Below are 17324 nucleotides of genomic sequence, written 5' to 3'. Positions count from 1 at the left end.
CGGCATAGCTCAACTTCACTGCCGGAGGGAAGATCATGGCTTCGACGTCCGTAACGCTCACCCTGCCCGTGCTGCCGCTCGACGACGAGGTCGTGCTGCCCGGGATGGTCGTCCCGCTGGACCTGTCCGACGCCGAGGTGCGCGCCGCCGTCGAGGCCGCGCAGGCGGCGCGCGGCAGCGGGAAGCCCCGGGTGCTGCTCGTGCCGCGGGTCGACGGGAAGTACGCCGGGATCGGTGTGCTGGGGACCGTCGAACAGGTCGGACGGCTCTCCGACGGCGATCCCGGGGCGCTGATCCGCGGGCGCGGCCGCGTCCGGATCGGCGCCGGCACCACCGGGCCCGGGGCGGCGCTCTGGGTCGAGGGGGAGACCGTCGAGGAGCAGGTGCCCGACCCGCTGCCGGGGGCGGTCGCCGAGCTCGTCAAGGAGTACAAGGCCCTCGCCACCAGCTGGCTCAAGAAGCGCGGCGCCTGGCAGGTCGTGGACCGGGTGCAGCAGATCGAGGGGGTGTCGGCGCTGGCCGACAACTCCGGGTACTCGCCGTTCCTGACCGTGGCGCAGAAGGTCGAACTGCTGGAGACCGTCGATCCGGTCGCCCGGCTGCGGCTCGCCGTCAAGGCGCTCAGCGACCACCTCGCCGAACAGGACGTGGCCGAGTCCATCGCCAAGGACGTCCAGGACGGCGTCGAGAAGCAGCAGCGCGAGTTCCTGCTGCGCCGCCAGCTGGAGGCCGTCCGCAAGGAGCTGCGCGAGCTCGGCGGGGAGAAGGAGGGCGAGGAGTCCGACGACTACCGGACCCGCGTCGAGGCCGCCGACCTGCCCGAGAAGGTCCGCGAGGCCGCGCTCAAGGAGGTCGACAAGCTGGAGCGCTCCAGCGACCAGAGCCCCGAGGGCTCCTGGATCCGCACCTGGCTGGACACCGTGCTGGAGCTGCCCTGGAACGAGCGCAGCGAGGACCGGTACGACATCCAGGGCGCGCGGGCCGTCCTCGACGCCGAGCACGCCGGGCTGAACGACGTGAAGGACCGCATCACCGAGTACCTCGCGGTGCGCAAGCGGCGCGGCGAGCGGGGCATGGGCGTCATCGGCGGGCGGCGCGGCGGCGCGGTGCTCGCGCTGGTCGGGCCCCCCGGGGTCGGCAAGACCTCGCTCGGCGAGAGCGTGGCCCACGCCATGGGCCGCAAGTTCGTCCGGGTCGCCCTCGGCGGCGTACGGGACGAGGCCGAGATCCGCGGCCACCGGCGGACCTATGTCGGCGCCCTGCCGGGCCGCATCGTCCGGGCGATCAAGGAGGCCGGGTCGATGAACCCGGTCGTGCTCCTCGACGAGATCGACAAGGTCGGCTCCGACTTCCGCGGCGACCCCGCGGCGGCCCTGCTGGAGGTGCTGGACCCGGCGCAGAACCACACCTTCCGCGACCACTACCTGGAGGTGGAGCTCGACCTGAGCGACGTGGTCTTCCTGGCCACGGCGAACGTGCTGGAGGCCATCCCCGAGGCCCTGGCCGACCGGATGGAGCTGGTCCGCCTCGACGGGTACACCGAGGACGAGAAGGTCGTCATCGCCCGCGACCACCTGCTGCCCCGCCAGCTGGAGCGCGCCGGACTGACCGCCGAGGAGGTGGTCCTGGAGGACGGGGCCCTGCGCAGGCTCGCCGGGGAGTACACCCGCGAGGCGGGCGTGCGCACCCTGGAGCGGTCCATCGCGCGGCTGCTGCGCAAGGTCGCCTCGCAGCACGAGCTGGGCGAGCGGGAGTTCCCGTTCTCCATCGGGGCCGACGAGCTGCGCGGCCTGATCGGCCGCCCGCACCACGTGCCGGAGTCCGCCCAGGACCCGGCGGAGCGGCGCACGGCGGTCCCGGGCGTGGCCACCGGCCTCGCCGTGACGGGCGCCGGCGGGGACGTCCTGTTCGTCGAGGCCTCCCTCGCCGACCCGGAGACGGGCGCGGCCGGGCTGACCCTGACCGGGCAGCTGGGCGACGTGATGAAGGAGTCGGCGCAGATCGCGCTCAGCTTCCTGCGCTCGCACGGCGCCGAGCTGGAGCTTCCCGTCGCCGACCTGAAGGACCGGGGCGTGCACATCCACTTCCCGGCGGGCGCCGTCCCCAAGGACGGGCCGAGCGCGGGCATCACCATGACCACCGCGCTGGCCTCCCTGCTCTCCGGCCGCCAGGTCCGCACGGACGTGGCCATGACCGGCGAGGTCTCGCTGACCGGACGGGTGCTGCCCATCGGCGGGGTCAAGCAGAAGCTGCTCGCCGCGCACCGGGCCGGGCTGACCACCGTGATCATCCCGAAGCGCAACGAGGCCGACCTGGACGACGTCCCCGCCGAGGTGCTGGAGGGGCTGGAGGTGCACCCGGTGACCGATGTGCGCCAGGTGCTGGAGCTGGCCCTCGCCCCGGCGGTGGTCTCCTTCACCAAGGCCGCCTGACCGGCGGCGCCGCGCCGCCGCAGGCCCGGGAACCCCCATCGGCGGGGTCCCGGGCCTGCGGCGCACCGCCTGCGAAATACTGGACCCGTACCGGGGTGCCAGGCTCGCACCCCACCACCGATGGGAGCGGCACGTGCACGGCAGTGAAGACCAGGAGTTCCTCGCGCTGGAGCGGGAGCTGTCCGTCTTCCTCAGGCGCGCCCGGGCCTCCTCGGGCGAGATGGCCCGTGCCCTGCACCCGGAACTGGAGCCCGCCGCGTACGGGCTGCTCGTCCGGCTGGAGGCCGCCGGCCGCCAGCGGGCCACCGAGCTGGCCGCCTACTTCGGCGTCGGCAAGGCCACCATGAGCCGCCAGCTGCGGGCCCTGGAGCTGCTGGGCCTGGTCGCCCGGGAGCCGGACCCGGCCGACGGCCGGGCCTTCCTCGTCGGCCTCACGGACGAGGGCCGGGACCGCTTCCTGCGGGTGCGCGGCGCCCGGCGCGAGCAGTACATGCGCAAGCTGGCCGACTGGGACCGCGGCGAGGTCGCCGAGCTGGCCCGGCTGCTCAACCAGCTGAACTCCGGCGAGGAGTAGGACCGCCCGCGGGTGGGGGCGCGGGCTCACAGCTCCGCGTACACCGCCGAGGCGTCGTCGTGGCGCTTGTACCGGGCCGGCGGGCGCAGCGGGTCGGACTCGATGGCCCGCACCCGCCCGATCAGCCCCCGCGCCCCCTCCTCCCGCAGCACGTCCAGGCAGGCCGACCAGTCACCCTCGCCGAAGGTGTCCGTCCAGCGGCTCGCCCCGTCCGTCAGCGCGGCCAGCGCCCCCACCCGCCCGCGCGGGGTGCGCCCGGTGACGGCGCGGGCCGCCACCGACGGGTCCGCCGCGGCGGTGAAGAAGCCGCCCTCGGCGTTGCGCAGGGCGTCCGTGGCCGCCACCGAGCCGCGCACCTCCCGGGGGATCCGGTCCAGCCGGTCGTCGAGCACCGCCGTGACCGCGCCGCCGGGGGCCCGCAGCAGGAGCACGGAGTCCGAGAGGACGAGGTGCTCCACGCAGGTCTCGTCCCAGCGGGCCATCACCACCGTCGCCTGCGGCGTCCGGACGTGAGAAAGGTCACAGGTGCCCCGGTGGGCGTCGGCCGTGTCCCCGATGGCCCGGGCCAGGATCCGGTCGAGGGGCATGTCCCGCCGCGATCCGGACAGTTCGGTCAATCGACCACCCAGACGGGTGGCGAACCAGGGCACTCCGTGCGCGCAGCCGTAGTCCCCGCGGGGCGGAGTGACCCCGTCCAGGACCACCACAACGCCCCCTCCCGCCGCAGGTGTCGACGCCGACACCCAGTCCTCGTTGGGGCGTTCGGCACTGCCGGGGGCCGAAGCCAGGTCGATGCGCATACGGACATTCTGCCCACCGGGGCCCCGTGGTGCCGGTCAGGTCCGTACCAATGCCGGAACGGGTACCGCCGGTAAATGTGGGCGGGCATATTGCCAAAGCCCGCCTCGACCTTCAACCACCCGTCCACGGGCGGCCCCTGGCACGCCGTGCCCGAGTTGGTCGGCCACTCCTCCGTGATGTTCACTCCTTCGAGTGGCCGGGTGGGCGATGTGCGGCTCTCCTCCCAACACACTGCGAAGGTCTGAGGCGGTACGAGGGGGCAGGGGGCGTTTACTTGTTGACCGGCCGTTACCTCGGCCACACGAGTAGACGAGCACGACCTCACGTACAGGATTGCGAGCACCGGTGCAGAAGAAGCCGTCTCGGAAGAACGGCACCGCCAGCGCCGACGGACCCGCCAACGCAGGACGACGCGTGCGCGTCCGCAGCAGGCTGGTGGTCGGAGTAGCAGTCGCCGGACTCACCGTCCTCGCGGCCGGCACCCCCGCCGTGGTCTCCGCCACCAGGGAACTGGACGACTCCCAGCGACTCGTCACCCTCGCCGAGCAGACACAGCACGCCCTCACCCTCGTCCACCTCGTGGGCGACGAGCGCGACGCCGTCGTCGAATACGTCGCCAAGGGCCGCCCCGGCAACGCCAAGGCCCCCGTCGACGAGCGCACCGCGCGCACCGACCGGCAGCTCTCCGAACTCCGCCCGGAGGCCGACGCCGACCTCGCCCGCGCCCTCGGCCACATCAAGGCCGCCCGCGCCGAGGCCGTCGACGGCAAGGGCACCGCCGTGGCCGCCCAGCAGGCCTACGCCGGCGTCCTCACCGAACTCCTCGCGCCCGGCGACCGGCTCGCCGAGCTCACCCCGCCGCGCGCCGACGCCGCCCTCGCCGTCACCCGCTCCATGGCCCCCCTGAGCCAGGCCGTGGACCAGGCCTCCGCCACCCGCGGGCTGCTGCTCGCCGCGCTGGCCGTCCCCCGTGCCGAACAGGCCCCGGGCAACGCCGTCGCCGACGAGCTCAGCGCCGCCGCGCAGCGCTCCCGCGTCCGCGAGCAGGCCGCCCTCGACGACTTCAACCGGGCCGCGCGCCCCGACGTGCGCCAGACCCTCGCCGCCACCGTCACCGGCCCCGAGGTCAAGACCGCCGAGGACCAGCTCAAGCGGCTCACCGAGCGGCCCACCCTGACCGCCGCCGAACGCAAGGCCACCGACCCGGCCGCCCTCGCCGGCGCGCTGACCGCCCGCCTCGACCGGATGCGCTCCGTCGAGGCCACCCTCGCCGGCCAGCGGGCCACCGCCCTCGCCACCCTGCGCGACGACGACGTGACCCGGCTCGAACTGATGGTCGCCGGACTCGGCGTCCTCTTCCTCTTCGTCGTCGGCTTCTCCACCGCGGTCGCCCGCTCCCTCACCCGGCCCCTGTCCGTCCTGCGCCGCGGCGCCGAACGGCTCGCGACCCCCGAGGGCGCCCAGGAACCCGTCCGCTTCACCGGCCGCAACGACGAGTTCGCCGAGGTCGTACGCCACCTCAACGCCGTCCGCGAACAGACCGTCGCCCTCCAGACCAGGGCCGCCGGACTCGACGCCGACCGGACCCGGCTCATCGGCCGCAACGAGGCCCTCGCCACCAGCCGCGACGCCCGCGAGCAGGAGCTGGCCACCACCCGCAAGTCCCTGGAGGGGCAGCTCGCGGAGCTGCGCGCCGGGCTCGAAGAGCACCGCCGCATCATGTCCACCACCTCCGTCTCCCTCTCCCTGCGCACCCTCGGCCTCGTCGAGCGCCAGCTCGCGGTCATCGAGGAGCTGGAGTCCAAGGAGGGCGACCCGGACCGGCTCGCCACCCTCTTCAAGCTCGACCACCTCGCCACGGTCATGCGCCGCCACAACGAGAACCTCCTGGTCCTCGCCGGACAGGAGCACGGCCACGGGCAGAGCGTGCCGGTGCCGCTGGTCGACGTCATGCGCGCCGCCGTCAGCGAGATCGAGCGCTACGAGCGCGTCGACCTGACGACCCTGCCCTCCTACACGCAGGTCGCCGGGCACGCCGCCGACGACATCTCGCACGTGGTCGCCGAGCTCCTGGAGAACGCCACCACCTTCTCGCCGCCGGAAGCCAAGGTGAAGGTCTCCGGCCTGCTCACCGACGCCGGCGAGGTGGTGCTGTCCGTCGTCGACGAGGGCATCGGCGTCACCGGGGACCGGCTCGACTCCCTGAACTCCCGCCTCTCCACCCCCGAGGCCTACGACGAGGAGCCCGAGGCCGAACACGGCCTGGGCCTCGGCCTGTACGTCGCCGGCCGCCTCGCCGCGCGCCACGGCGTCACCGCCGAGCTGCGCGCCGGCGCCCACGGCGGCACCGAGGCCGTCGTGGTCATCCCGGCCGCACTGCTGCCGGACGCCCCGCAGGCCTCCCCGGTCCACCGCCTGGGCTCGGCGGGCGCGCCCGCGTACCAGCTGCCCGGAGTGATCGCCGAGGCCAACGAGCACACCCTCCCGCCCCGGCTGCGCCCGCCCGTGACGGACGCCCCGGCCCCGGAGGAGACCGCCAAGGTGGTCACGCTGGCGGAGGCGTTCGAGGCGGAGGAGACGCAGGACGCGCAGGCCGCCCTGGAGGCGGAGGAGTCCGAAGCGGCGCACGCGCCGGAGGCGGCGCAGGAGCCCGCTTCCGGACCGGCCGTCGCCGAGGAGTCCGGGGCCGACGAGGCCGGGACCGCCGGGTCCGAGGCCGCCGGGTCTGAGGCCGCCGGGTCTGAGGCTGACGAGGCTGGGACCGCCGAGGTCGGGACCGCCGGGTCCGAGACCGTCGAGTCTGAGGCCGCCGGGTCCGGGACCGCCGGGTCTGAGGCTGACGAGGCCGGGACCGCCGAGTTTGAGACCGTCGCGTTCGAGGCCGTCGAGGCCGAGGGTGCCGCGTTCGAGGCCGCCGGGATAGGGGCCGACGGCGCCAACTCCGAGGTCTTCGCGGCCGCCGATCTGGTCGCGGAGGCCTTCGGGGCCGGAGCCTTCGCCGAGCGGCCCGCGGACACGGACACCCACGCCCACGCGGACACGGCCGAGGCCGCCCACGACGAGCGGCCCGCCCGGGCCGTCCCGTCGGCCGACGGCTTCGAGGACGCCCCGCCGCCCCCGGCCGACCAGGTCTTCACGGCCGCCGCCCCGGCCGCCGAGTCGCCCGCCGAGGAACTCCTCGCCCGGGTCGTGCCCGAGGCGCCGGCCGGCTTCGAGGACCCCGCGCCGGCCGGCGCCGCCGCGGGCAAGGGCACCGCGCCCGGTGGCCCCGCACGCAGGGCGGAACTGCCGCGCCGCGAACGGACCGACGCCGACCAGGGCGGACACCGCCGGGCGCCCGACGCGGAGGACGGCTTCGTCCCCCGCCAGGGCAGCCACCCCGAGCCCGGCACCGAGGCCGTCACCGCCAAGGGCCTCCCCAAGCGCACCCCGCGCGCCGTGGCCGCCCCCGGCGGCGCCGGACGCCCCGCCGCGGCCCGCCCCGAGCCGCGCCGGGTCGACGCCGACGAACTGCGCCGCCGGCTCGGCGGCTTCTACCAGGGCGCCCAGGACGGGCGCCGGGTCGCCGCCGCCGAGATCGCACAGGACCAGAGGCAGACCCCGGGGGGCCCGGAGGCCCAGGAGGCCCACGGGCGGGGACACACCGACCAGGGGGACACCGCACAGGAGGCACGCACATGACCGCGCCCAGCACGTACGGACTGAGCAGCCAGGCCCGCAACCTGCAGTGGCTGCTGACCGACCTGGTGGAGGAGGTGCCCGGGGTCAACTCCGTGGCCGTCGTGTCCTCCGACGGACTGCTGCTGCTCTCCTCCGAGGCGGCACCGGAATCGGGGAAGGCGGACCGGCCCAAGGGCCCCCGCGGCGCCTCGGCCGACCTCGCCACCATCGTGTCCGGACTCGGCAGCCTCACCACCGGCGCGGCCGCCCTCATGGAGTTCGGCTCGGTCAAGCAGACCATGGTGGCGATGGAGAACGGCTCCGTCTTCGTCATGTCCATCAGTGACGGCTCCCTGCTGGGCGTGCACGCCACGCCCGACTGCGACATGGGCGTCGTCGCCTACCACATGGCCCTGTTCGTCGGCCGCGCCGGCCACGTCCTGACCCCCGAAGTCCGCAGCGAGCTGCGCCAGTCGATGGAGAACACCCCGTGAGGAGTCCGGCCTCCGACCGGCTGCCGATACGCGGAGCGGACCGCCGCCCCGCCCGCGTCCGCCCGTACTCCCTCACGGGCGGCCGCACCCGCTTCACCCAGGTGCTGCTGGTGGAGACGTTCGTCGCCACCCTGGACGCCGGTCCGGCCAAGACGCCCGACCGGATGCCCGAGATGCAGGCCATCGTCGAGGTGTGCCGGCGGATGCGGACCATCGCCGAGATATCCGCGCTGCTGAAGCTGCCGCTCGGCGTCGTCCGCGTCCTGGTCAGCGACCTCGCCGACCAGGGCCGGATCCGCGTCTACGGCACCGGGCACGGCACCGGCCGCCCCGACCGCGCGCTGCTGGAAAGGGTGCTCGATGGCCTTCGCCGTCTCTGAAGCCGTGACCGACGCCGGGACCGCCGCCGGCTCCGGCCCCGGCACCGCCCTCCTGCTGGACGACGAGCCCGTCCAGCCGTGGCAGTACGACCGCTCGCGCGCGCCCGTCGCCGTCAAGGTGCTGGTCGCGGGCGGGTTCGGGGTCGGCAAGACCACCTTCGTGTCCTCCGTCTCCGAGATCACCCCGCTGCGCACCGAGGCGGTGATGACCCAGGCCAGCGTCCCCACCGACGACCTGACCGGGACCCCGGACAAGAACACGACCACCGTCGCGATGGACTTCGGCCGCATCACCCTCGCCGACGACCTCGTGCTGTACGTGTACGGGACCCCGGGCCAGGAGCGGTTCTGGTTCATGTGGGACGACCTGGTGCGCGGCGCCATCGGCGGCCTGGTGCTCGCCGACACGCGCCGGCTGCGGGACTGCTTCCCCGCCCTCGACTACTTCGAGAGCTGCGGGCTGCCGTACGCCGTCGCCGTCAACCACTTCGAGGGCTCGAAGGAGTACGAGCCGGAGGACGTGCGGGAGGCGCTCACGATCCCGCCGGACGTCCCCGTCGTGATCATGGACGCGCGGCGCCGGGAGACGGTCGTCGAGTCCCTGCTGACCCTGGTGGGCCACGCGCTGGACGCCGCGCCCGCGTAGCCGGCCGAGCCCTCGGCCCGTACCGCTCGTACCGCCCGTACTGCTCAGATTGAGAACGTGAGATGCGCAGGATACTTGTCGTGGGGGCCGGGCAGTCCGGCCTCCAGCTCGCCCTCGGCCTCCAGGCGAAGGGCTACGAGGTCACCCTCATGTCCAACCGGACGGCGGACGAGATCCGCACCGGGCGGGTCATGTCCACGCAGTGCATGTTCGACTCCGCGCTCCGGCACGAGCGCGACCTCCAGCTGAACTTCTGGGAGCGGCAGGCCCCCCGGATCCAGGGCCTCGGCGTCTCCGTCGCCGCCCCCGACGGCGGCCGCGCCGTCGACTGGCTGGGCCGCCTCAAGGGCTACGCGCAGTCCGTGGACCAGCGCGTGAAGATGGCCGGCTGGCTCGACGTGTTCGTGCAGCGGGGCGGACAGCTGGTCATCCACGGCGCGTCCGTCGCCGACCTCGACTACTTCTCCCGCGCCTACGAGCTGGTGCTGGTCGCCGCCGGCAAGGGCGAGCTCGTCTCCATGTTCGGACGGGACGCGGTGCGCTCCCCGTACGAGGCCCCCCAGCGCGCCCTGGCCGTCGCCTACGTGCACGGGCTGGCCCCGCGCCCCGAGCACCCGGACACCGACGCGGTGCGCTGCAACCTCGTGCCCGGCGTCGGCGAGCTGTTCGTCATGCCGACGCTGACGACCTCGGGGCGGGCGGACATCCTCTTCTGGGAGGGGCTCCCGGGCGGTCCGCTGGACGTCTTCCGCAGGGTCAACGACCCGGGCGAGCACCTGGAGCTGACGCTGGAGCTCATGGAGAAGTTCGTGCCGTGGGAGTACGCCCGCGCCACGAAGGTCGAACTGACCGACTCCGGCGCCACCCTGGCCGGCCGCTACGCGCCGGTGGTGCGCAAGCCGGTCGGGCGGCTGCCCGGCGGCGGGCTGGTGCTGGGCGTGGGGGACGTGGTCGTCGCCAACGACCCGGTCACCGGGCAGGGCGCGAACGCCGCCGCGAAGTGCGCGGCCTCGTACCTGTCGTCGATCCTGATGCACGGCGACAGGCCGTTCGACGAGGCCTGGATGAAGGCCACCTTCGACAAGTACTGGTTCACCACCGGCAAGCCCGTCACCGAGTGGACCAACGCCATGCTGGGCGCCCCGCCGGCGCACGTGCTGGAGCTGATCGGGGCGGCCGGGCGGTACCAGCGGGTGGCGGATCGATTCGCCAACGGCTTCGACAACCCGGCCGACTTCGACGCGTACTTCTACGACCCGCAGGACGCGGAGGACTACCTGGCCGAGGTGGCGGAGGCGGCGGAGGCCGCGGAGCCGGCCGCCGCGGGTTCCCCTTCCGCGTCGTAGCCCGCGTCGTCCCCCGCCTCCGTCGGCCGGCCGGCCTCCGGCTCGGGCAGCGGCGGCGGGGTGAAGCGGGCCAGCGGGGTCCCGTCCGGGTCCGGGCGGACCGCGCCCAGGAGCGGGTTCGCCGCGATCGGGGAGACCTTGACCCTCGCGCCCGGGCGGGGGGCCTGGATGACCTTGCCGTCGCCGATGTACAGGGCCACGTGGGTGGCCTTCGGGAAGTAGACCACCAGGTCCCCGGGGCGCAGCCGGTCCAGCGGGATCCGGGGCAGCCGCGCCCACTGCTCCTGGCTGGTGCGGGGGATGGACCGCCCCGCGTGCTCCCAGGCCTGTGAGGTCAGCCCGGAGCAGTCGAACGAGGCCGGCCCCTCGGCGCCCCACACGTACGGTTTGCCGATCTGGGCCGTGGCGTAGCGGAGGGCGGCGTCGCCCGCGGCGGTGGGCGGGGTCGTACGGGCGGGCAGCCGGCCCGAGTCCAGCAGGGTGCGCTGTGCGCCGGCGGTGACGGCGGCCTCCCGGGAACCGAGCCCGGCGAGCTCGGCGGGGGTCAGGGAGGCGAGGAGCCGCTCGACCTCCTTGAGCCGGCCGGTGACCTCCTGCCGGGCCTCCTTCTGCCGCGCCGCGAGGTCCTGCTGGGCGTCGAGGGCCTTGCGGGCGGCGTCGGCGAGCGTGCCCGCCTGCCGCCGGTCCCGCTCCAGCCGGGCGACGACCCCGGCCCGCCGGGCGCCCTCACGTGCGGCGAGGCGACGCTGGTCGAGGGCCTGCTGGGGGTCGCCGGAGAGCAGCATCCGCAGGTACGGGGAGAGGCCGCCGCCCCGGGCCCCCTGGTACTGCTCGCGGGCGAGCCGGCCGGCGGTGACCCGCTCGGAGTCGAGGGCGGAGCGGGCCTTGCCGAGGGCGGTGGTGAGCCTCTCCTCGTCCGCCCGGCGGGCCTTGAGGGCGACCTCGGCGGCGTTGTAGGTCTCGGTGGCCTCCTCGGCCTGCTGGTACAGCCCCTGGAGCCGGGTGAGCAGCTCCCCGACGGGCTCGGCCCGCGCGGCGGGCGGGGGAGCCGCGGTGACGAGGAGGGCGGCGGCCAGGCAGCTGATACCGCATCCGAGTAGTCGGTTTGTCATGTAATCACCTCCGCTGGCCGATGCTGCCACGGGGGCGGGACGGGGGAGGCGACACGGGGCGGCGGGGGAGCGGCGGCCACCCGGATGGGCCCGCGGTCTCCCTTCACGGGGGCCGGGTTCGGCTCGAGGGACCCGGTCCGGGCGCACCGATCCGGCGGCCCCACATGCTGTGGCCGCACGCTCCGGCGGGAAGCGAAACGGCGGCGTAACGGGCCCCGGCTACCGTCACGCGGATGAACGCGAAGGCGAGTACCGTCCGGGCCGGTGTCGAGGGTGACCTCGAGGAGCTGACCCGCATCTACAACCACTACGTCGTCGAGACGCCGGTCACCTTCGACGTCGAGCCCCTCGGCGTCGAGCAGCGGCGGCCCTGGCTGGACGCCCATCCGGACTCCGGGCCGCACCGGCTGCTCGTGGCCGAGGAGGGCGGGAGGCTGCTCGGTTACGCGACGAGCAGCGCGTTCCGGCCGAAGGCGGCCTATGCGACCACCGTGGAGACCACCGTGTACCTCGCGCCCGAGCACGTGGGCCGCGGGGTCGGCAGTCTGCTGTACGCCTCCCTGTTCGAGGTGCTGGAGGGGGAGACGGTGCATCTGGCCGTCGCCGGGATCACGCTGCCCAACGAGGCCTCCCGGCGGCTCCACGAGCGTTTCGGGTTCCGGCCGGTGGGGCGGTTCGAGGGGGTCGGCCGGAAGTTCGGAGCCTTCTGGGACGTGGGGTGGTTCCAGAAGCGACTGCCCCGGGAGCCGTAGCCCTCACCCCTCCAGCAGCCGGCTCTTGGCGCGGGCGAACTCCTCCGGGGTCAGCAGGCCCTCGCGGGCGAGGTCGGCCAGTTGGGTGAGCTCCGAGACCAGCGTTCCCCGCGGGGCGGGGGTGCCGGGCGGGGCGGGCGGCCAGGGGGACGGGCGGGCCATCGCGTCGGCCTCGTCCACCGCCTCCGCCCGGGCCTCCAGCCCCGTACCCGCGGCCTCCGCCAGGCCCTCCGCCTCCGCCAGGGCCTCCGCCTCCGTGAGGGCCTCGGCCTCGTCCTCCGCGAAGGACTCCGCCAGGCCCTCCCCGTCCACGTCCTGGCTCCACTCCGCCGCCCCCGCCGCCCGCCGCAGCAGGCCCCGCAGCAGGGGGCGGCCCGGCGGGCGGGTCGCCGCCGTCACCGTCACGTTCACCGGGCGGATGAACATCAGGCCACCTCCACCCGCTCCGCCGGGATCCGGACCGAGCCCACGATCCGCCCGCCCGCCGCGCGGACCGCGACGGCGGCGTCCTGCGCCCAGACGTGCTCGACCACCAGCAGCAGCGCGCAACTGCCCCGGTCCAGCAGCTCCGCCGCCTCCCGGACGTCCTCCGGACCGATCAGCCGGGCCACGTCCCGGCCCGCGAGCAGGCCGCGCAGTTCCACGAACTCGTCGAACTCGGCCGCCAGGACCTCCCCCGAGGCCGTCTTCGTCGTCACGAGGCCGTCGATCAGGCGCACCACCCCGGTCTTGCGCAAGCCCATCACGGCCTCCACCGCCGGGACCCGGAGCTGCTCCTCCGGGAAGGCGAGGACGATGAATTCCACAGGTCCCATAAGGCTCGGCTCCCGCTCCTCGCTGAGGCGATGTCGACCGTTTCTGACGACTCTTCGGCAGACTATGGCATAACCGGACATAGGGGCGGTTGGCTTGCTACGTTTCCCGTATGCCCCCGCCAGCCCTGACGGCGAAGGTGACGGAACCCGAACCGGCTCCGCCCCCCTGCTCCGCCGCCGCCCCCAAGCGCCGGGGCGTCGAGCTGTCGCTCCTCGCCGGAGCGGTCCTGATCTCCGTACTGGGCCACGCCTACGTCGGCCTCGTCGGCCGGGTCCCGACCTCCACCTCCCACTACGCCGCCGGGCTCGCCCTCGCCGCGCTGCTCGCGCACCTCGCCGTGCGGATCCGGGCCCCGTACGCCGACCCGCTGCTCCTCCCCATCGCCGTGCTCCTCAACGGCCTCGGCCTCGTGTTCATCGAGCGGCTCGACCTCGCCACCCCGGGCGAGGCCGGTGCGGGGGACCAGCTGCGCTGGTCGGGGCTCGGGTTGGGGCTGTTCGCCCTGGTCGTCTTCGGGCTGCGCGACCACCGCGTGCTCCAGCGGTACGCCTACCTCTCCGTCACCGCCGCCCTGGCGCTGATGCTCGTCCCCGTCTTCTTCCCCGCCGTCAACGGCGCCCACATCTGGATCCGCTTCTCCGGGCTCTCCTTCCAGCCGGGGGAGTTCGCCAAGATCCTGCTGGCCGTCTTCTTCGCCTCCTACCTCGCCGCCAACCGCACCGCCCTCGCCCTCACCGGCCGCAGGCTGTTCTGGAAACTCAGACTGCTGCCCGGCCGGGTCCTCGGGCCCATCCTCACGATCTGGCTGCTCAGCGTCGGGGTGCTCGTCCTGGAGCGGGACCTCGGCACCTCGCTCCTCTTCTTCGGCCTCTTCGTGATCATGCTGTTCACCGCCACCGGCCGGATCGGCTGGATCGCCGTCGGACTGCTCCTCGCCGGGCTGGGCGCGTACGCCGTCGGAACCCTCGAACCGCACGTCCACAGCCGCGTCCAGGACTGGATGAATCCTTTCGCCTCCATCGAACGAGGCGAAGGCCCCGGCCAGCTCGCCCAGTCCCTCTTCGCCTTCGCCGCCGGCGGCCTGCTCGGCGCGGGCCTCGGCCACGGGCAGTCCTTCCTCATCGGCTTCGCCGCCAAATCGGACTTCGTCCTCGCCACCGCCGGCGAGGAGCTCGGCCTCGTCGGCCTGACCGCCCTCCTGCTGCTCTACGGGCTCCTCGTCTCCCGCGGCTTCCGCGCCGGGCTCGCGCTCCGCGACCCCTTCGGGCGGCTCCTCGCCACCGGGCTCGCCTCGATCGTCGCGCTCCAGGTCTTCGTCATCGCGGGCGGCGTCACCGGGCTGATCCCGCTCACCGGCATGGCCATGCCCTTCCTGGCCCAGGGCGGCTCCTCCGTCGTCACCAACTGGATCATCGTCGCGCTGCTCGTCCGGCTCAGCGACAGCGCCCGCGGGGGCGGGAGCGGAGGGCCCGGATGATCCGCTACATCCGCTGGTGCGCGTACTTCTGCCTGCTCCTGCTCGCCGCCCTGCTGGTCAACGTCGCCCGCGTCCAGGTCTGGGAGTCCGCCGCCTACGGAGCGAACCCGGCCAACCGGCGCCCCTCCGTCGAGCGCTACGCCCAGCCCCGCGGCAACCTCCTCGTCGACGGCCGGCCCGTCACCGGCTCCCGTGACAGCGGCCAGCTGCTGCGCTTCGAACGCACCTACACCGACGGCCCGCTCTACGCCCCCGCCACCGGCTTCTCCTCCCAGACGTACGGGACCAGCTTCGCCGAGCGCGCCGAGGACGCCGTCCTGTCCGGCACCGACCCGGGGCTCTCCGCCTTCCCCCTCTGGTACGACCTCTCGCGCGGCCGCCCCGACGGCGGCGACGCCGCGACCACCCTGCGCGCCTCCGTGCAGCGGGCCGCGTACGCGGGGCTCGGCGGCAAGCGCGGCGCGGCGGTCGCGCTGGAGCCGGCGACCGGCCGGATCCTGGCCCTGGTCAGCAGCCCCTCGTACGACCCGGGCCTGCTCTCCGGGACCGGGGCGAAGGTCAAGGAGGCCTGGACGCGGCTGAACGCGGACCCCGCCAAGCCGATGCTCAACCGGGCGCTGCGCGAGACCTATCCGCCGGGCTCCACCTTCAAGATCGTGACGGCGGCCGCGGCCCTGGACGCGGGCGTGGTCACCGACGTGGACGCCCCCACCCGCACCCCCGACCCGTACCCGCTGCCGGGCACGAACACCCTGCTGCCCAACGCGGGCACGGGCTGTGAGGACGCCTCGATGGCGGAGGCCGTGCAGTGGTCCTGCAACACGGTGATGGCCGGGATCGGCGTGCGGGTCGGGCTCCGGGGCATGGTCGCGGCGGCGGAGCGGTTCGGGTTCAACGAGGAGGAGCTGCGGGTGCCGTCGTGGGTGTCCCGGTCCACCTTCGACACCGACATGAGCCCCGACCAGCTGGCCCTGTCCTCGATCGGGCAGTTCAACACCAAGGCCACGCCGCTCCAGATGGCGATGGTGGCGGCGGCCGTCGCCAACGGCGGGGAGATCGAGACCCCCTATCTGGTGGACCGGACGACCCGGCACGGCGGCGGCCTCGTCCGCCGCTCCGCGCCCCGCGCCCTGGGCCGGGCCATGAGCCCGCCCACGGCGCTGCGGATGCAGGAGCTGATGGTGAAGGTGGTGGAGGAGGGCACGGGACGCAACGCGGCGATCCCGGGCGCCCGGGTCGGCGGCAAGACCGGCACCGCCCAGCACGGCGTCGGCAACGCCGGCACCCCCTACGCGTGGTTCATCGGCTGGGCGGCGGCGCCGGGGGCGCCGCAGCCGGCGGTGGCGGTCGCGGTCGTGGTCGAGGACGCCTCGGCGGTGCGCGGCGACATCAGCGGCAACGGCGCGGCCGCCCCGATCGCCCGCACGGTGATGGAGGCGGCACTGCCGGGGCGGTGAGGCCGCCCGGGCGGCGGGCGCGCGCCGGACCTGCCCAGACCCATCCCCGCGCGGCGGCCGGCCGGCCCCGGGCCTGCGCGCCCCCGGCCCTGCGCGCCCCCGGCCCTGCGCGCCCCCGGGCCTGCGCGCCCCCGGCCCTGCGCGGCTCAGGCCTCCGCGCCCTCCTCGACGGTGGCCGCCACCTCCGCCATCCGTTCCCGCTCCTCGGCCGCGAACCGCTCGCGGTCGAGGGCCTCGGCGATCTCCTCGTCCTGGGCCATCAGCAGGTCCAGGTTGGAGTCGCCCATCTCGAACACGCCCATGTCCAGGTACGCCTTCTGCAGCCGCTCGCCCCACAGCCCGATGTCCTTCACGCACGGCACGATCCGGCTGAACAGCAGCCTGCGGAACAGGTGCAGGAACTCGGACTGCTCGGAGAACTCCTCCGCCTCCCGCCGCGGGATGCCGAAGTTCTCCAGCACCTCCACCCCGCGCAGCCGGTCCCGCATCAGGTAGCAGCCCTCGATGACGAACTCCTCGCGCTCGCGCCGCTCGGCGTCCGTCAGCTGCCGGTAGTAGTCGCGCAGGGCCATCCGTCCGAAGGCCACGTGCCGGGCCTCGTCCTGCATCACGTACGCGAGGATCTGCTTGGGCAGAGGCTTGTCCGTCGTATCGCGGATCATCCCGAACGCGGCGAGCGCCAGCCCCTCGATGAGCACCTGCATGCCCAGGTACGGCATGTCCCAGCGGGAGTCGCGCAGGGTGTCGCCGAGCAGCCCCTGGAGGCTGTCGTTGACCGGGTAGAGCATCCCGACCTTCTCGTGCAGGAAGCGCCCGAAGACCTCGGCGTGCCGGGCCTCGTCCATGGTCTGCGTGGCGGAGTAGAACTTGGCGTCCAGGTCCGGCACGGACTCCACGATGCGCGCCGCGCACACCATCGCGCCCTGCTCCCCGTGGAGGAACTGGCTGAAGTTCCAGGCGGCGTAGTGCCGGCGCAGGTCGCCCTTGTCCTTCTCGGTGAGCTTGGCCCAGTGCCGCGTCCCGTACAGGGTCAGCACCTCGTCGGGGGTGCCCAGCGGGTCGTACGGGTCCACCTCGACGTCCCAGTCGATGCGCTTGGCGCCGTCCCACTGCTTGTCCTTGCCCTTCTGGTAGAGCGCGAGGAGGCGTTCGCGGCCCTCGTCGTACTCCCAGCTGAAGCGGGCCGAGCCGGTGGCGGGGATCTGCCAGACGCCCTCGCCCGGGGCCGTGGTGTAGAGCTCGTGCGTCGACACTGACGCCTCCTCGTCTCACGTACTGCCGTACTGCCGTACAGGACCGGACAGTTGGCAGCGTCACACGTTGGTAGACACGGGGTCAACAAGTCGTGCGCGAGGGATTGACGGCCTTGCTGACAAG

Annotated in this window: 15 protein-coding genes; 10 read left to right on the top strand and 5 right to left on the bottom strand. The window is 74.2% G+C overall.

What is annotated here, in order from left to right:
* Positions 1-35 precede the first annotated feature (35 nt).
* Both lon and AB0O29_RS07920 read left to right on the top strand, forming a co-directional pair.
* Entirely contained in the window at positions 36-2432 is a 2397-nt protein-coding gene (lon, locus tag AB0O29_RS07925; protein WP_365147769.1) for an endopeptidase La, read from the top strand.
* A gap of 133 nt (positions 2433-2565) precedes the next feature.
* Positions 2566-3006, top strand: coding sequence for a MarR family transcriptional regulator (locus AB0O29_RS07920; RefSeq protein WP_365147766.1), 441 nt, complete (start codon positions 2566-2568; stop codon positions 3004-3006).
* A gap of 26 nt (positions 3007-3032) precedes the next feature.
* On the opposite strand, the gene AB0O29_RS07915 is transcribed toward AB0O29_RS07920, so the two are convergent.
* Positions 3033-3806, bottom strand: a complete 774-nt coding sequence (locus AB0O29_RS07915; protein WP_365147763.1) for a hypothetical protein — start codon at positions 3804-3806, stop codon at positions 3033-3035.
* A gap of 415 nt (positions 3807-4221) precedes the next feature.
* Here AB0O29_RS07915 and AB0O29_RS07910 point away from each other — a divergent pair, with 415 nt between their 5' ends.
* The 5 genes from AB0O29_RS07910 to AB0O29_RS07890 all read left to right on the top strand — a co-directional run bounded on the left by AB0O29_RS07910 (position 4222) and on the right by AB0O29_RS07890 (position 10333).
* Positions 4222-7488 carry a nitrate- and nitrite sensing domain-containing protein gene (locus AB0O29_RS07910; protein ID WP_365147760.1) on the top strand — a complete coding sequence of 1089 codons (3267 nt, stop codon included), beginning with the start codon at positions 4222-4224 and terminating at the stop codon, positions 7486-7488.
* A complete protein-coding gene (locus AB0O29_RS07905; RefSeq protein WP_358892414.1) occupies positions 7485-7961 on the top strand; it encodes a roadblock/LC7 domain-containing protein in 477 nt (158 codons plus the stop codon). The genes AB0O29_RS07910 and AB0O29_RS07905 overlap by 4 nt, the downstream gene beginning before the upstream one ends.
* On the top strand, positions 7958-8341 hold the full coding sequence (locus AB0O29_RS07900) for a DUF742 domain-containing protein (protein ID WP_365147757.1): 384 nt from the start codon (positions 7958-7960) through the stop codon (positions 8339-8341). Before AB0O29_RS07905 ends, AB0O29_RS07900 begins: the two co-directional genes overlap by 4 nt.
* On the top strand, positions 8322-8987 hold the full coding sequence (locus AB0O29_RS07895) for an ATP/GTP-binding protein (RefSeq protein WP_365147754.1): 666 nt from the start codon (positions 8322-8324) through the stop codon (positions 8985-8987). The genes AB0O29_RS07900 and AB0O29_RS07895 overlap by 20 nt, the downstream gene beginning before the upstream one ends.
* Before the next feature lie 62 nt (positions 8988-9049).
* Positions 9050-10333, top strand: a complete 1284-nt coding sequence (locus AB0O29_RS07890; protein WP_365147751.1) for a styrene monooxygenase/indole monooxygenase family protein — start codon at positions 9050-9052, stop codon at positions 10331-10333.
* On the opposite strand, the gene AB0O29_RS07885 is transcribed toward AB0O29_RS07890, so the two are convergent.
* On the bottom strand, positions 10261-11445 hold the full coding sequence (locus AB0O29_RS07885) for an NlpC/P60 family protein (protein ID WP_365147748.1): 1185 nt from the start codon (positions 11443-11445) through the stop codon (positions 10261-10263). The two genes, AB0O29_RS07890 and AB0O29_RS07885, sit on opposite strands and share 73 nt — an antisense overlap.
* 233 nt (positions 11446-11678) lie before the next feature.
* Here AB0O29_RS07885 and AB0O29_RS07880 point away from each other — a divergent pair, with 233 nt between their 5' ends.
* Complete coding sequence (locus AB0O29_RS07880) at positions 11679-12197, top strand: N-acetyltransferase family protein (protein ID WP_365147745.1); 519 nt, start codon at positions 11679-11681, stop codon at positions 12195-12197.
* 3 nt (positions 12198-12200) lie between these two features.
* Here the strand turns inward: AB0O29_RS07880 and AB0O29_RS07875 are convergent, their stop codons facing one another.
* Positions 12201-12623 carry a hypothetical protein gene (locus tag AB0O29_RS07875; RefSeq protein ID WP_365147742.1) on the bottom strand — a complete coding sequence of 141 codons (423 nt, stop codon included), beginning with the start codon at positions 12621-12623 and terminating at the stop codon, positions 12201-12203.
* Positions 12623-13012 (bottom strand): DUF6325 family protein, encoded by a 390-nt coding sequence (locus AB0O29_RS07870; protein WP_079429758.1) that lies wholly within the window; start codon positions 13010-13012, stop codon positions 12623-12625. Before AB0O29_RS07870 ends, AB0O29_RS07875 begins: the two co-directional genes overlap by 1 nt.
* 110 nt (positions 13013-13122) lie before the next feature.
* Here AB0O29_RS07870 and AB0O29_RS07865 point away from each other — a divergent pair, with 110 nt between their 5' ends.
* The gene (locus AB0O29_RS07865) at positions 13123-14490 is read left to right on the top strand and encodes an FtsW/RodA/SpoVE family cell cycle protein (RefSeq protein ID WP_365147739.1); all 1368 of its coding nucleotides are present in this window, start codon (positions 13123-13125) and stop codon (positions 14488-14490) included.
* Positions 14487-15947, top strand: coding sequence for a penicillin-binding transpeptidase domain-containing protein (locus AB0O29_RS07860; RefSeq protein WP_365147736.1), 1461 nt, complete (start codon positions 14487-14489; stop codon positions 15945-15947). Before AB0O29_RS07865 ends, AB0O29_RS07860 begins: the two co-directional genes overlap by 4 nt.
* A gap of 146 nt (positions 15948-16093) precedes the next feature.
* On the opposite strand, the gene AB0O29_RS07855 is transcribed toward AB0O29_RS07860, so the two are convergent.
* Positions 16094-17200, bottom strand: coding sequence for a ferritin-like domain-containing protein (locus AB0O29_RS07855; protein ID WP_365147733.1), 1107 nt, complete (start codon positions 17198-17200; stop codon positions 16094-16096).
* Positions 17201-17324: the final 124 nt, after the last annotated feature.

The sequence above is a fragment of the Streptomyces sp. NPDC089915 genome (assembly GCF_040684675.1).
In the GTDB taxonomy this organism is placed as follows: Bacteria; Actinomycetota; Actinomycetes; order Streptomycetales; family Streptomycetaceae; genus Streptomyces.
The sequence above is the reverse complement of the archived record's forward strand: the minus strand, read 5'-3'. Positions and strand labels throughout refer to the sequence as shown.

Bases quoted from the DNA above. Each gene is read 5' to 3' on its own strand.
- AB0O29_RS07875 (WP_365147742.1), bottom strand. From the start codon at position 12,623: ATGTTCATCCGCCCGGTGAACGTGACGGTGACGGCGGCGACCCGCCCG.
- AB0O29_RS07905 (WP_358892414.1), top strand. From the start codon at position 7,485: ATGACCGCGCCCAGCACGTACGGACTGAGCAGCCAGGCCCGCAACCTG.
- AB0O29_RS07915 (WP_365147763.1), bottom strand. From the start codon at position 3,806: ATGCGCATCGACCTGGCTTCGGCCCCCGGCAGTGCCGAACGCCCCAAC.
- AB0O29_RS07870 (WP_079429758.1), bottom strand. From the start codon at position 13,012: ATGGGACCTGTGGAATTCATCGTCCTCGCCTTCCCGGAGGAGCAGCTC.
- AB0O29_RS07860 (WP_365147736.1), top strand. From the start codon at position 14,487: ATGATCCGCTACATCCGCTGGTGCGCGTACTTCTGCCTGCTCCTGCTC.
- AB0O29_RS07890 (WP_365147751.1), top strand. From the start codon at position 9,050: ATGCGCAGGATACTTGTCGTGGGGGCCGGGCAGTCCGGCCTCCAGCTC.
- AB0O29_RS07885 (WP_365147748.1), bottom strand. From the start codon at position 11,445: ATGACAAACCGACTACTCGGATGCGGTATCAGCTGCCTGGCCGCCGCC.
- AB0O29_RS07895 (WP_365147754.1), top strand. From the start codon at position 8,322: ATGGCCTTCGCCGTCTCTGAAGCCGTGACCGACGCCGGGACCGCCGCC.
- lon (WP_365147769.1), top strand. From the start codon at position 36: ATGGCTTCGACGTCCGTAACGCTCACCCTGCCCGTGCTGCCGCTCGAC.
- AB0O29_RS07880 (WP_365147745.1), top strand. From the start codon at position 11,679: ATGAACGCGAAGGCGAGTACCGTCCGGGCCGGTGTCGAGGGTGACCTC.
- AB0O29_RS07865 (WP_365147739.1), top strand. From the start codon at position 13,123: ATGCCCCCGCCAGCCCTGACGGCGAAGGTGACGGAACCCGAACCGGCT.